We start from the raw sequence: 13596 nt of genomic DNA, 5'->3' as shown, positions 1-13596 counted from the left end.
CCTCAGACCATGACGCCGTCTTCCGCCCCGCCCGATCCCCAGGCCGTCTCCACCTCCGTCACGAAGAGCGCGTTCTTCATCGTCGCGACGGTGAACGACGACGCCGCGAGCCGCGCCCAGGTGCGCGCCTGGTGCGCCGACGTCGCAAACCTCGCGCGCGCCGTCGGCAAGCGCGTGCCGAAGGGTAATCTCAGTTGCGTGGTGGGTTTCGGCTCCGCCGCCTGGGACAAGCTCTTCGGCGAGCCGCGCCCGGCCGAGCTGCATCCGTTCCGCGAGTTCGGCAGCGGCGAACGCCTCGCGGTAGCCACGCCCGGCGACATCCTGATCCATATCCGCGCCGACCAGACCGATCTCTGCTTCGAACTGGCCACGCAGTTGATGACCCGCCTCGAAGGCGCCGCGACGACGGTGGACGAAGTGCACGGCTTTCGCAACTTCGACATGCGCGCGATGATCGGCTTCGTGGACGGCACCGAGAACCCGGAGGGCGACGAAGCCACGCACTTCACGGTGATCGGCGGGGCCGACCCCGACTTCGCGGGCGGCAGCTACGTGCTGGTGCAAAAGTACCTGCACGACATGAAAGGCTGGAACGCGCTGCCGGTGGAGGCGCAGGAGCACATCATCGGGCGCACGAAGCTGCAGGACATCGAGCTCGAACCGGGCGTGAAGCCGAGCTGGTCGCACAGCTCGCTCACGACGCTCGAAGACGCGCAGGGCAACGAAATCAAGATCCTGCGCGACAACATGCCGTTCGGGCGGCCGGGCCAGGGCGAATTCGGCACGTTCTTCATCGGCTACGCGCGCTCGCCGCAGCCCATCGAGCAGATGCTGGAGAACATGTTCGTCGGCAACCCGCCCGGCAACTACGACCGCCTGCTGGACTTCAGCCACGCCGTGACGGGCTCGCTCTTCTTCGTGCCGTCCGAACCGCTGCTGGAAGCGCTGGCCGAACGCGAACCCGGCGCCGCGCCGGGCGTCACACCGGGCGCGCCAAATGCGCCTGACGAAATCAACCCCGAATCCGCCGCCGCAGCACCGTCCGGCGACGGTTCGCTCGCCATCGGATCCCTCAAAGGAACCCCTCGTCATGAATAATCTCCATCGCGATCTGGCGCCCATCTCCTCGGCGGCCTGGTCGCAAATCGAAGAAGAAGTCGCGCGCACCTTCAAGCGTTCGCTCGCGGGCCGCCGCGTCGTGGACGTGGACGGCCCCGGCGGCGCCGATCTCGCAGGCGTCGGCACCGGCCACCAGAACGGCATTGAAGCGCCGCTGGAGGGCATACGCGCCCGCCAGCGCGAAGTGAAGGCGCTGGTCGAACTGCGCGTGCCGTTCGAACTCTCGCGCGACGCCATCGACGACGTCGAGCGCGGCGCGGAAGACTCCGACTGGCAACCGGCCAAGGATGCGGCCACGCGCCTCGCCTTCGCGGAAGACCGCGCGATTTTCGACGGCTACACGGCCGCACAGATCGCCGGCATCCGCGAGGGCTCGTCGAACCCCGTGCTGACGCTGCCTGCCGACATCGCCGATTACCCCGCCGTGATCGCGAAGGCGCTCGCGGAACTGCGCCTGCAGGGCGTGGACGGCCCGTACGCGGTGCTGCTCGGCTCGGACGCCTACACGGCCGTGAGCGAGGCCAGCGACCAGGGCTACCCCATCCTGGAACACATCCGCCGGCTCGTGAACGGCGAGATCATCTGGGCGCCGGCGATCGAAGGCGGCAGCATTCTCAGCACGCGCGGCGGCGACTTCGCGCTCCACCTGGGGCAGGACCTTTCGATCGGCTATCTGAGCCACGACGACAAGAGCGTGCGGCTCTATCTGCAGGAAAGCTTCACGTTCATGCTGCTGACCACCGAAGCCTCGGTGACGGTCAAGCCGGAATAAGCCTCCGGCCGGACGTGTCGGGAATGCATGAGACCAGGGGCGCCGCGGGCGCCCCTTGTTCATTCCCGGCGTGCCGCGCTGCCGGTATGATGTCGGGCTCGCGCCGCGCGAACACCCGGAGGGAGGCCCGGCGCCCAGGATTTCATTCACGACGACCCAGAGGAAGACCGCCATGACGGCCGCAACGCAATTCGACCAGGTTTCCGTTATCAAACGCGCCAACGTCTACTTCGACGGCAAGTGCGTCTCGCACACCGTCCTCTTCGCCGACGGCAGCCGCAAGACGCTCGGCGTGATCCTGCCCGGCCCGCTCAACTTCGGCACGGACGCGCCCGAGCTGATGGAAGTGCAGGCCGGCAAGTGCCGCATCCGCCTCGAAGGCAGCAGCGAGTGGCAGACTTACGGCGCGGGCGAGTCGTTCTCCGTGCCAGGCAAAAGCCGCTTCGACATCGACGTGATCGAGACACTCGACTACGTTTGCAGCTACCTGTAACACGCCACGCCCTGGCTTCTCCATCGCCGGATTCGCCGCCATGCCGAAGACCCGCCCCGAAGCCGACCGTCCACCCGCGCGCAGCCCGCTTCTCACGCTCGCGGTGGTGACCGTGCTGACCGGCATCGGCGCGGGCATCGGCGGCATGCTGCTCGCGATGCTGCTGCACGCAATCCAGCACGTCGCCTACGGCTACAGCCAGGCGCACGTCATCAGCAGCGAGAGCTTCCTGCAGGGCGTAACCGGCACCACGCCCGCGCGGCGCGTGGCGGTGCTCACGGTCTGCGGGCTGATCGGCGGCTTCGGCTGGTGGGCACTCTATCGCTACGGGCGGCCGCTCGTGAGCATCAGCGCCGCCATCAAGCCAGGCGGCGCGCGCATGCCGCTCGCGGCCACGACCGTGCACGCGGTGTTGCAGATCGTCACCGTCGCGCTCGGTTCCCCGCTCGGGCGCGAGGTGGCGCCGCGCGAGATCGGCGCGGCATGGGCGACCTGGCTTTCGAAGCGCACCGGGCTCACCGGCGCCGAACGCCGTGTGATGATCGCGTGCGGTGCGGGCGCGGGCCTCGCAGCGGTCTATAACGTGCCGTTAGGCGGGGCCATGTTCGTGCTCGAAGTGCTGCTTGGCACCTTCGGCTGGTCGGTGGCGATACCGGCGCTCACGACCTCGGCCATCGCGGCCGTCGTCGCCTGGATCGGGCTGGGCGACGCACAGCAGTATCACGTGCCCTTCTATACGATCAACGCGCAGCTCCTCGTATTTTCCGCGCTGTGCGGGCCGCTCTTCGGCGCGGCCGCTCACGGCTTCACGCGCATGACGGGCCGCGCGCGCGACGCTTCCCCGAAAGACTGGCGCCTGCCGCTCTACTCGCTCGCGAACTTCGTGGCGATCGGACTGCTCGCGATCCGGTTTCCGCAATTGCTCGGCAACGGCAAGGGCCCGGCGGGCCTCAGCTTCAACGACGATCTCGGCATCGGCCTCGCCGCCACACTGCTCGCGCTGAAACTGATTATCACGACCACGAGCCTGCGCGCGGGTGCGAAGGGCGGGCTGCTGACGCCGGGACTGGCGATCGGCGCGCTGCTCGCCATCGCGATCGCCGGCCTGACGAATCACGTGTGGCCCGGCCTCGCAGCGGGCGCGTTCGCGATCGTCGGCGCGGCGGCCTTTCTCGCGGCGTCGATGCAGATGCCGGTCACGGCCACCGTGCTGATCCTCGAATTCACGCACGTCAACCACGACCTGGCCATTCCCATGCTGCTCGCCGTCGCCGGGTCGGTGGCCACGCTGCGGCTCATGGCAACGTCGCATAGGCCTGCGAAGCAAATGGGCGAGGCACAACGCGCACGGCGTCTCGAAGCGCCCGGGGAACCGGAGGCGCGTGAAGCGTCGGATTGAGGACCGCCGAGGTCCGGTCGAGGGCCCGACTACGGGCCGCCCCGGGCGCTGCCGCTCCCTGCCTCGTATCATGACGCCAGCACGCCGCGCGCCCTGCGCGCAACCACCGAACACGAGGACTGCTCCATGACCACCAACTCTTTCCGCGAGAACGTCGATCTCGCCCGCTGCACGCGCCTGCTCAACCACGGCCCCGTCACGATCATCACGAGCCAGCACGGCGGACGCTCGAACGTGATGGCCGCCTCGTGGGCCATGCCGCTCGACTTCGATCCGCCGAAGGTCGTGGTCGTGATCGACAGCCGCACGCTCACGCGCAAGCTGGTCGAAGAAAGCGGGGTGTTCGGCCTGCAGTTGCCTGGCGTGGCATTCGCGCAGCAGACGCTCGCGGTGGGCACGAGCAACGGCGTCGAGCTCGACAAGTTCGCGGCGTTCAAGCTGGAAACGTTCCGCGGCCAGAAGATCGACGTGCCGATGCTGGCCGCGTGCACGGCCTGGATGGAGTGCAAGGTGATTCCCGACGAGAGCCGGCGCCACGACCTCATCCTGGCCGAAGTCGTGGCCGCGTATGCGGACCGCCGGGTGTACTCGAACAACCGCTGGCACTTCGACGCCGCGCCCGACCTGCGCACCTGCCATTACGTGGCGGGCGGCACGTTCTTCGCGACGGGAGAGCCGTTCGAGGTGCATGCTACGCCCTCGGCCGTGACCGAGAGCAGCACGTCGCAGCCCTGAACACCGCACCGCCAGGGAAGCATCGGGTCAGGCGCCGAGCCCCGCCAGTGGATGCTCGTCGCTGCGCCACGGCGACGTGAGGAAGTGCCGCACGCGTTCGGGCCGCAGTTCGGCCAGCGTGGCGGGCGCCCAGCGCGGCGTGCGATCCTTGTCGACGAGATGCGCGCGCACGCCCTCGCAGAAGTCCCCCTCCTCGATTGCCCGCGCCACGATGCCGAGCTCCATGCGGAAGCTTTCGGCCAGCGTCATCTGCCGGCCGCGCAGCAACGCCTCGCGCGTCACTTCGAGCATGGTCGGCGAATAGTGCGTGAGCGCGTCGAGCGTTGCGCGGCGCCATGCCTGTTGCGGCTCCGGCGCCCCGGTCTCGTTGGCGAGGTCGGCTCGCAAGGCTTCTACGATCTGCTCCGCCGTCCTGCTCCGCTCGAAGTACTGCGCGATCCATGGCGCGTTCGGCTCCAGCGCGCCCGCCTGCGCATCGTGACAGGGCGCGTCGAACACGCGCCGCAGCGCGGCCTCCACATCGCCTTCCAACAGCGCCTGCGCGAGCCGCGTTTCGAAGCCGTCGAGCCATTCGCCGGGCACGCAGATATCCGCGAGTCCGCAATGGACCGCATCCGCACCGGAAAGCGCGATACCGGTCAGCCCTACGTAGAGCTCCGTTTCCACCGGCATTACCGAAAGAAAATGCGTCGCGCCCACATCGGGCAAGAGGCCGATGCGCGTCTCCGGCATCGCGATCTTCGTGCGCGAGGTCGCAACCCGCAGCGCGGCCCCCTGGCCGAGACCCATGCCGCCGCCCATCGTCACGCCGTCGAGCAACGCGACGACCGGCTTCGGGAACGTATGCAGCGCATGGTCGAGCCGGTATTCGTCGATGAAGAACTGCTGCCAGCCGTCGTCGCCAAGCCGCTCCTCGCGCCGGGCCTGCTGGTAGATGGCGCGCACGTCGCCGCCTGCGCAGAAGCCTTTCGGCCCCGCCCCGTTGAGCACCAGGGCGACGATGCCGTCGTCGGCACGCACGCGTTCGAGCAGCGCGGCCAGGGTGCGCACCATGCCGTGCGAGAGCGCATTGAGCGCGGCGGGACGGTTCAGCGTGACGATCGCGACGCGGTTGACGACGCGAAACAGCACTTCGGTCCCGGCTTCCCCGGATGCCTGGGGTGCCCGTGCAGAAGCGGGTGTTGCATTCATTACCTGGTTCTCCATTTCAATTGACGGGCGCGGATTAACGCAGCTCGGGGAAATCCTCTTCCCAATATTCGTCGGGCAAGCGCGCCATGTCGGCCGGGCGTTCCATCTCGCGCCGGCGCAGTTCGACGCGGCGAATCTTGCCGGAGATGGTCTTCGGCAGTTCGCTAAACTGAAGACGGCGAATGCGCTTGTACGGCGCGAGCGTTTCGCGCGAGTAGCGAAACACCTCGCGCGCCAATTCGGGACCGGCCTCGTAGCCCTGACGCACGATCACATAGGCCTTCGGCACCGAAAGCCGCAGCTCGTCCGGGCTCGGCACCACGGCGGCCTCGGCAATCGCCTCGTGCTCGATCAGCACGCTCTCCAGCTCGAAGGGGCTCAGCCGATAATCGGACGATTTGAACACGTCGTCCGCCCGACCTACGTAGACGTAATAGCCGTCGTCGCGCAGCATCGCGACGTCGGACGTGTGGTAGTAGCCGTTGCGCATCGCATACTCGGTCGCTTTCGGATTGTTCGCGTAGCCTTTCATCAGGCCGAGCGGCCGCTGCGCCAGAGACAAAGCGATTTCGCCTTCGCTCGCAGGCTGGTCGTCGGTATCGACGAGTTCGACGCGGTAGCCCGGCAGCGGTCGGCCCATCGACCCCGGCACCACGGGCTGGCCCGGCGAATTGCCCATCTGGCAGGTAGTTTCGGTCTGGCCGTAGCCGTCGCGGATCGTGATATTCCACGCATGGCGCACGCGCTCGATGACCTCCGGATTGAGCGGTTCGCCCGCGCCGACAATCTCGCGCAGCTTCACCGGATACGCGGCAAGCGGCTCCTGCACGAGCATGCGCCACACCGTGGGCGGCGCGCACAGCGTGGTCACGCCGAACTGCACGATAGCGTTCAGCGTGTCCTTCGGCACGAAGCGCGCGTAGTTGTAGACGAACACGCAGGCCTGCGCGTTCCACGGCGCGAAGAAGCAGCTCCACGCGTGCTTGGCCCAGCCCGGCGAGCTGATGTTCCAGTGCACGTCGCCGGGCATCAGGCCGATCCAGTACATCGTCGAAAGATGGCCGACCGGGTAGCTCTCGTGCGTGTGCTCGACGAGCTTGGGCTTCGAGGTCGTGCCCGAAGTGAAGTAGAGCAGCAGCGTATCGCTCGCGCGCGTGGGCCCATCGGGCACGAAGTCGGCGCTCGCGTCATAGGCGCGCGCGAGATCGATCCAGCCTTCGCGCGCTTCCCCTACCGCGATGCGCTTCACGCCGGCGTCGAGGGTATCGAACTTGGCGAGTTCGGCTGCGTCGACGACGACGTAGCGCGCCCCGCCCGTCTCCACGCGCTCGCGCACGTCGTCGGGCGAGAGCTGCGTCGTGGCGGGCAGCACCACGGCACCCAGCTTCATCGCCGCCAGCATCACGTCCCACAGTTCGACGCGATTGGGCAGCATCAGGAGCAGACGGTCGCCACGCTTCACGCCCTGCTCGCGCAGGAAGTTCGCCATGCGCGACGAACGCCCGGACATCTGGGCGAACGAGAGGCGCAGGCCACCGCCCGCCGGATCGTCCACGATCCAGAGCGCCGGGTTGTCGTTGCCGTGCGCCATCACGTCGAAGTAGTCGAGGGCCCAGTTGAAGGTGTCGAGCTTCGGCCACGCGAATGCCTCATACGCTCGCGCGTAGTCGGTGCGATGGCGCAACAGCAGGTCGCGGGCGTCGAGGAAGGCCCGCGCGGAAGGGGAATACCCGGTCATCGTCGTCTCCTGTATGGCGGTCGGCGCTCGTGCGCGCTCTGTCTGCGTCTTTCTTTTACTTCGCTATCCTTTTCATTCAAAGCTGCCGCGCAATCACCATGCGCTGCACTTCGCTCGTGCCTTCATAGATCTGCGTAATGCGTGCGTCGCGGTAGTGGCGCTCCACGGGGTAATCGTTGAGAAAGCCATACCCGCCATGAATCTGGATGGCATGCGAGCACACTTCCTCGGCCATCTCGGAGGCATAGAGCTTCGCCTGCGAAGCCTCGGAAAGACACGGCTTGCCAAGCGTACGCAGCCGCGCCGCATGATGTACGAGATGGCGCGCGGCGTTGATGCGCGTATGCATGTCCGCCAGCATGTTCGCCACGCTCTGGTGCCGGATGAGCGGCTCGCCGAACTGTACGCGTTCGTGCGCGTAGGCGCGCGCCGCATCGAAGGCCGCGCGCGCGATGCCCAGCGCCTGCGCCGCAATGCCGATGCGCCCGCCCTCCAGATTCGACAGCGCGATCCGCAGTCCCTCGCCGCGCTGGCCCAGCAGGTTCGCCTCCGGAATCGCGCAATCGACGAGCGCGATCGGGCAGGTGTCCGAGGCGCGAATCCCCATCTTCTTCTCGGGCGGCCCGACGTTGAAGCCCGGCGTATCGGTCGGCACGATAAAGGCGGAAAGGCCGTGCTTGCCCGCGTCCGGATCGGTGACGGCGAACACGATCGCCACGTCGGCGCGCGCGCCGTTGGTCACGAACTGCTTGTTGCCGTTGAGCACCCACTGGCCGTCGCGCAGTTCCGCGCGCGTGCGCAGGTTGTTCGCCTCGGAGCCCGCCTGCGGCTCGGTCAGGCAGAACGCGCCGATCAGTTCTCCGGCCGCCAGCTTGCGCAGATAGCGATCTTTCTGCGCGTCGCTGCCGTACTGCAGGATCGGCCCGCACCCCACCGAGTTGTGCACGCTCACGAGCGTCGCACACGAAGCGCAGCCCGCCGCGATCTCCTCCATCGCGAGCGCGTAGGCCACGTAGTCGGTGTAGGCGCCGCCCAGCTCCTGCGGCACGATCATGCCGAGGAAGCCCAGCTCGCCCATCTGCTTCACCACCTCGTCGGGCAGCTTGCCGTCGCGGTCCCATTGCGCCGCATTGGGCGCGAGGCGCTCGGTCGCGAAGTCGCGCGCGGCATCGCGGATCATGCGCTGATCCTCGGTGTAGAAATCGTCCATCTGTGTCCCCTTCTGTCGACCCTGCAACTCGTTGCGGTCTCTTCCCTGCGGCCGGCGTGCTGCAACGCCGCATGCTGCGCGCCGCACGTCCTGTCATCCACTGTCGCGCCCTGCGGCCTTTGCCGCAAGACTTGCGAAAAGTGTAGGCATCCCGGCCCCAGCCTTCCATGTCCGCCGCGCTCAAACTCACTGATCGGATTTACCATATCAGGCTCGGCAACGCTTCCCGGAGCGCATTTTTTGCAGCACGATAAATCGACCCGCCTGAGCGAAAAAGGCACCATCGCGATGAGCCTCGTGAACGAGACGCTTGCGCTCGCGCGTTCGCGCGGGCTCGATGTCGGCCCGGTAATCGAGGCCGCGGGCATCGCGCGAGCCGCGCTAACGTCGCCGCGCACCCGCGTGAGCGCGGCGCAGTACGGCGCGCTGTGGTCCGGCATCGCCCGTGCGCTCGACGACGAATTCTTCGGCCAGGACTCCCACGCCATGAAGAGCGGCAGCTTCGCCGCCATGACGCGCACGGCGCTCACCGCCCGTACGGGACGGCACGCGCTGCAGCGCGCGGCGGGCTTCATGCGGCTCGTGCTCGACGACCTGGCCGGCCACCTGGAGATCGACGCCACGCGCGTGCGGATCGTTTTCGCTCACCGCGAAGGCACACCCACGCCAACGCTGTTCGCCTACGCAACCTGGTTCATCCTCGTGTACGGGCTCGTGTGCTGGCTCGTGGGGCAGCGCATCCCGCTTCTCGCGGCGCGCTTTCGCTGTACAGCGCCGGCCGCCGTCGACGAGTACCGCCTGATGTTCTGCGACGACATGACCTTCGGTCAGGATGCGTCCTACGTCGATCTCGCGCCGGGCTTCCTCGAGTTGCCGGTGATCCAGACGAGCGCGTCGGTGCGCACCTTCCTGCGCAATGCGCCCGGCAACTTCGTTGTGAAGTATCGCAATCCCGGCTCGTTCGCGGCGCGCGTGCGCCGGACGCTGCGCGCGCTGCCCGCCACCGCCTGGCCCGATGCCGACGTCATCGCACACCGGCTCAACGTGGCGCCGGCCACCTTGCGGCGCCGCCTCAGGCAGGAGGGCCACAGTTGCCAGTCGATCAAGGACGCCTTGCGCTGCGAACTGGCGATCGCAGCGCTCGAAGATCCGGCGCGGTCGGTGGCCGACGTCGCGGCGGCCGTGGGATTCGCCGAGCCGAGCGCCTTCCACCGCGCGTTCCGCAAGTGGACCGGCATGCGGCCGGCCGATTACCGGCTGGCAAGACGGCGCGAAACAGGCCAGCGCAACTGAGTGCGCCACGCGCCAACACGTGCCCCTTTACCTTTCGTTTATTGAGATACGACCTATACTTATTAGGGTAATTCCTGGTACGAAAGGCATCGCCATGATTTCCCTCCCGCGCATCACGCTCGGCCTGCTCGTGGCCGGCTGTTCGCTGGCGTCGGCCTCGGCCCTCGCCCAGCCCTACAATCCCTCCGCTCCGATGACCCGCGCCCAGGTCCGCGCCGACCTGGCCGAATGGCGCGCCGCGGGCTACGATCCGCTCGACTGGATCGACTACCCCGAGAACGCCCAGCGTGCGGGCGCCATCGTGGCAGAGCGCCGCGCCGAGCGCGCGGGCGCCATGGGACAACCCAAATGACGCGCGGGCCGCTCAGGTCCGCCCCCTTCTCGCCGGCGTGAGCCTGCGGCCCGCGCCGGCGCGCCCGAAAGCATGAATCCTTACGGATGCACCGGTCTGCCTTCCGGGCCGGCGTCCCCTTCTTGTGCATCCGCACAAACGGTGCGGTCCGCCGCCCGATCCCACCGCCCCCCTGTTGCACCCACTCCACGCCGGCTGCGGCATTTCGGCACTTTGCCGGGAAGCTTGATTACAATCCCGCCCGTAGCCGCGTGCTTCCGGCAGTCGCGATACCCCGGCCGGCGCCGCTCTCCACAACAACGCAATCCGCTCGACAACTCAAAGGCCCGATCCTCATGGACGCCATCAAACGCTATTTCGGTTTCGAAGAAGCAGGCACCGACCTGCGCACCGAACTGCTCGCCGGCTTCACCACCTTCCTCACGATGGCCTACATCATCTTCGTGAACCCGGCCATCCTCGGCGACGCCGGCATGCCGAAGGATGCGGTGTTCGTCGCGACCTGCCTCGTTTCGGCGCTCGCCTCGATCATCATGGGCCTCTACGCGAACTACCCGATCGCGCTCGCGCCCGGCATGGGCCTGAACGCCTACTTCGCCTACGCGGTGGTCAAGGGCATGGGCTTCACGTGGGAAGCGGCGCTGGGCGCCGTGTTCATCTCCGGGTGCCTGTTCTTCATCGTCACGCTGCTGCGCGTGCGCGAGGCGATCATCAACGGCATCCCGCATTCGATCCGCGTGGCGATCACGGCCGGCATCGGGCTCTTTCTCGCGATCATTTCGCTCAAGACGGCAGGCGTGATCGTCGGCAACCCGGCCACGCTCGTCACGCTCGGCAACCTGGGCGACCCGCACACGATCCTCGCGATCATCGGCTTCTTCGCGATCGTCACGCTCGACGTGCTGAAGGTGCGCGGCGCCATCCTGATCGGCATCGTGGGCGTCACCGTCCTCTCGTTCTTCTTCGGCGGCAACCAGTTCCACGGCATCTTCTCGGCGCCGCCGTCGATCGCGCCGACCTTCGCGCACCTCGACATCAAAGCCGCGCTCTCGACCGGCGTGCTGAACGTGGTCCTCGTGTTCTTCCTCGTCGAACTGTTCGACGCCACCGGCACGCTGATGGGCGTGGCCAACCGCGCCGGCCTCCTCGTGCACGGCAAGATGCACCGCCTGAACCGCGCGCTGCTCGCGGACAGCACCGCGATTCTCGCGGGCTCGATCCTCGGCACCTCGTCGACGACGGCCTACATCGAAAGCGCCTCGGGCGTGCAGGCGGGCGGGCGCACCGGCTTCACCGCGCTGACCGTGGCCGTTCTGTTCCTCGCATGCCTGTTCGTCGCGCCGCTCGCGGGCGTGGTGCCCGGCTACGCGACCGCGCCCGCGCTGCTCTACGTCTCGTGCCTGATGATGCGCGAGATCGCCGGGCTCGACTGGGACGACGCCACCGAAGCCGTGCCGGCCGCGCTCACCGCGCTGACCATGCCGTTCACGTACTCGATCGCCAACGGCGTGGCGTTCGGCTTCATCTCGTACGCGGGCCTGAAGCTGCTGACGGGACGCGCGCGCCAGGTCAAGGCGATCGTGTGGATCATCGCGGCCGTGTTCCTGTTCCGCTTCTTCTATCTCGGCAGCGAATAAGCGCCCAAGGGCGGGCTTCTCCGAAGATACGGCGCCACGTCAAGCTGTCCGGCCGTCAAACTGCCGTGCCAGCCGCGACCTCCTTATCATAGGCAGCCATATCCGACGTTCCCCGCTTACTGGAGCCCCCTTTGGCCACCTACCCCGCCGCCGACCGCTACTCGAAGCCCGCCATCTTCTTCCACTGGGCCATCTTCCTGCTCGTCGCGCTCGCCTATCTCGCGATCGAAGTGCGCGGTCCCAAGGGGACGGACAGCCGCGTGTTCTGGAGCAACGTGCATTTCTGGGCCGGAACGCTCGTGCTTTCGCTCGCGATCCTGCGGCTGCTGTGGCGCCTGTGGCACGGCGCCCCCGCCGACATCGACGCGAATCGCCTGCTCGCGTTCCTCTCGCGGCTCGTGCACCTCGCACTCTATCTGTTCATCTTCGTGCAGCCGCTGCTCGGCATCCTGATGATCAACACGGGCGGACATCCGGTCACGCTCGCGGGCCTCGATCTGGACATCACGCTGGTGGGCGCCGATCCGGTCGCGCGCAAGTTTATCCATGGCGCGCACGTATTGATCGGCAATGCGTTCTATTGGGTGATCGGCGTGCACGCGCTCGCGGCCATCGGCCACCATGTCGTGCTGCGCGACAACACGCTGCGGCGTATGGTCTGACTCAGGACACCACGGCGTGCGCCTGCACGAAGCGGACATAACCGCTGCGCAACACGAGGCATTGCGCCCGCGTCTCGGAAAGCAGCCGGCGCGCGACTGCTTCGATCCGGTCGCGATGATGGTCGAATGCGTCGAGCATGTCTTCGGCACGCGTCGAAGCCGCGCCAAAGTGATCCTCCAGCGCCGCGGCCGTGATGGTGCACTCCACCCTCTCTCCATCGATCATCGCCGGAAACGCCAGGGTCAATTCGGGCCCCGAATACTCGGGGACTTCATCTGGAAACAGGATCTGCATGGTCTGGCCTTCGGGGTTGAGGGTGAACGGGCCGCGCTGCCTGTGCCCCTCCCTGGCGCGCGCGCGGAACAACGCGTCAACCGCCGCGTGCACTGCCCGGCCTGATTCGTTTGCGACGGTTGATGGGATTCACTTTAGACGACTTCCGGCAAGCCGCAAGGCCGGCGTTGTCGCATCGGGGAAAATACGCGCCAGGCTGCCCTCAGGTCGGCTTCGGGTCAGCATCGGGTCAGCTTCAAGCGCGCAAATGCCTGCCCGCCGGTGCGGCGGCTTCCTGCCCTGGCGCGCCGCCCTCACGTTTCGCGGTGCCGCCCTGCTTCGATATCCTTCGGATGCAGCGTCAACATCATCACGAACGCGAAGACGCCGGCTCCAATCGTCGCCGCGCCGTACAGCACGAGGTCGTTCCGGTCGAAAAAGAGTCCGTGAATCGTGAGCGCCACGCCGAAGAGCGAGACGAAAGTGGCGAGCGTTGCCACGAGGATCCTGAATTCGCTTTGCACCATGATGCACTCCGCAAGACGGAGCCGGCGGCGGCCTGGCGGCCGCCGCCCGCAGGCGCAGAACCAACCGATGCACTGCCCCCACGCTTTCATCCTGGCACCCGCTTCGGCAAAGGCAAGACGAAAATGCGCGCGCCAACACCGTCACGACAATCCTGTACCATGGAGCGACGCGAGTCTGGCGAAGCGCGCCGTGC

Annotated in this window: 14 protein-coding genes; 9 read left to right on the top strand and 5 right to left on the bottom strand. The window is 67.4% G+C overall.

The features are described 5' to 3' along the window. The first annotated feature begins 9 nt into the window (after positions 1-9). The 5 genes from V8683_RS07660 (at position 10) to V8683_RS07640 (ending at position 4518) form a co-directional block, all read left to right on the top strand. Positions 10-1098, top strand: coding sequence for a Dyp-type peroxidase (locus V8683_RS07660; protein WP_411192167.1), 1089 nt, complete (start codon positions 10-12; stop codon positions 1096-1098). Then, entirely contained in the window at positions 1091-1891 is an 801-nt protein-coding gene (locus V8683_RS07655; protein ID WP_411192166.1) for a family 1 encapsulin nanocompartment shell protein, read from the top strand. Before V8683_RS07660 ends, V8683_RS07655 begins: the two co-directional genes overlap by 8 nt. Positions 1892-2063: 172 nt before the next feature. Next, positions 2064-2384 (top strand): pyrimidine/purine nucleoside phosphorylase, encoded by a 321-nt coding sequence (ppnP, locus tag V8683_RS07650; RefSeq protein ID WP_411192165.1) that lies wholly within the window; start codon positions 2064-2066, stop codon positions 2382-2384. 40 nt (positions 2385-2424) lie between these two features. Beyond that, the gene (locus V8683_RS07645) at positions 2425-3783 is read left to right on the top strand and encodes a chloride channel protein (protein WP_411192164.1); all 1359 of its coding nucleotides are present in this window, start codon (positions 2425-2427) and stop codon (positions 3781-3783) included. Positions 3784-3909: 126 nt separating this feature from the next. Continuing rightward, positions 3910-4518 carry a flavin reductase family protein gene (locus tag V8683_RS07640; protein WP_411192163.1) on the top strand — a complete coding sequence of 203 codons (609 nt, stop codon included), beginning with the start codon at positions 3910-3912 and terminating at the stop codon, positions 4516-4518. Between the two features lie 27 nt (positions 4519-4545). Here the strand turns inward: V8683_RS07640 and V8683_RS07635 are convergent, their stop codons facing one another. The 3 genes from V8683_RS07635 to V8683_RS07625 all read right to left on the bottom strand — a co-directional run bounded on the left by V8683_RS07635 (position 4546) and on the right by V8683_RS07625 (position 8657). After that, positions 4546-5709 (bottom strand): enoyl-CoA hydratase/isomerase family protein, encoded by a 1164-nt coding sequence (locus V8683_RS07635; protein WP_411192162.1) that lies wholly within the window; start codon positions 5707-5709, stop codon positions 4546-4548. A gap of 34 nt (positions 5710-5743) precedes the next feature. Further along, complete coding sequence (locus V8683_RS07630; RefSeq protein ID WP_411192161.1) at positions 5744-7447, bottom strand: AMP-binding protein; 1704 nt, start codon at positions 7445-7447, stop codon at positions 5744-5746. Positions 7448-7523: 76 nt separating this feature from the next. Further along, entirely contained in the window at positions 7524-8657 is a 1134-nt protein-coding gene (locus V8683_RS07625) for an acyl-CoA dehydrogenase family protein (RefSeq protein WP_411192160.1), read from the bottom strand. Between the two features lie 288 nt (positions 8658-8945). Here V8683_RS07625 and V8683_RS07620 point away from each other — a divergent pair, with 288 nt between their 5' ends. The 4 genes from V8683_RS07620 (at position 8946) to V8683_RS07605 (ending at position 12601) form a co-directional block, all read left to right on the top strand. Then, complete coding sequence (locus tag V8683_RS07620) at positions 8946-9950, top strand: AraC family transcriptional regulator (protein ID WP_411192541.1); 1005 nt, start codon at positions 8946-8948, stop codon at positions 9948-9950. Between the two features lie 94 nt (positions 9951-10044). After that, positions 10045-10302 (top strand): DUF4148 domain-containing protein, encoded by a 258-nt coding sequence (locus V8683_RS07615; protein ID WP_411192159.1) that lies wholly within the window; start codon positions 10045-10047, stop codon positions 10300-10302. 335 nt (positions 10303-10637) lie between these two features. Next, the gene (locus V8683_RS07610; RefSeq protein ID WP_411192158.1) at positions 10638-11939 is read left to right on the top strand and encodes an NCS2 family permease; all 1302 of its coding nucleotides are present in this window, start codon (positions 10638-10640) and stop codon (positions 11937-11939) included. A gap of 131 nt (positions 11940-12070) precedes the next feature. Continuing rightward, positions 12071-12601 carry a cytochrome b gene (locus V8683_RS07605; RefSeq protein ID WP_411192157.1) on the top strand — a complete coding sequence of 177 codons (531 nt, stop codon included), beginning with the start codon at positions 12071-12073 and terminating at the stop codon, positions 12599-12601. Position 12602: 1 nt separating this feature from the next. Here V8683_RS07605 and V8683_RS07600 read toward each other — a convergent pair whose 3' ends face one another. Then, entirely contained in the window at positions 12603-12896 is a 294-nt protein-coding gene (locus tag V8683_RS07600) for a DUF1488 family protein (RefSeq protein WP_027795095.1), read from the bottom strand. A 293-nt stretch (positions 12897-13189) separates the two neighbouring features. Further along, a complete protein-coding gene (locus V8683_RS07595) occupies positions 13190-13402 on the bottom strand; it encodes a DUF2964 family protein (RefSeq protein ID WP_411192156.1) in 213 nt (70 codons plus the stop codon). Positions 13403-13596: the final 194 nt, after the last annotated feature.

This window comes from Paraburkholderia sp. AV2 (assembly GCF_054968425.1).
This window is presented reverse-complemented; position numbering and strand designations above follow the sequence as displayed.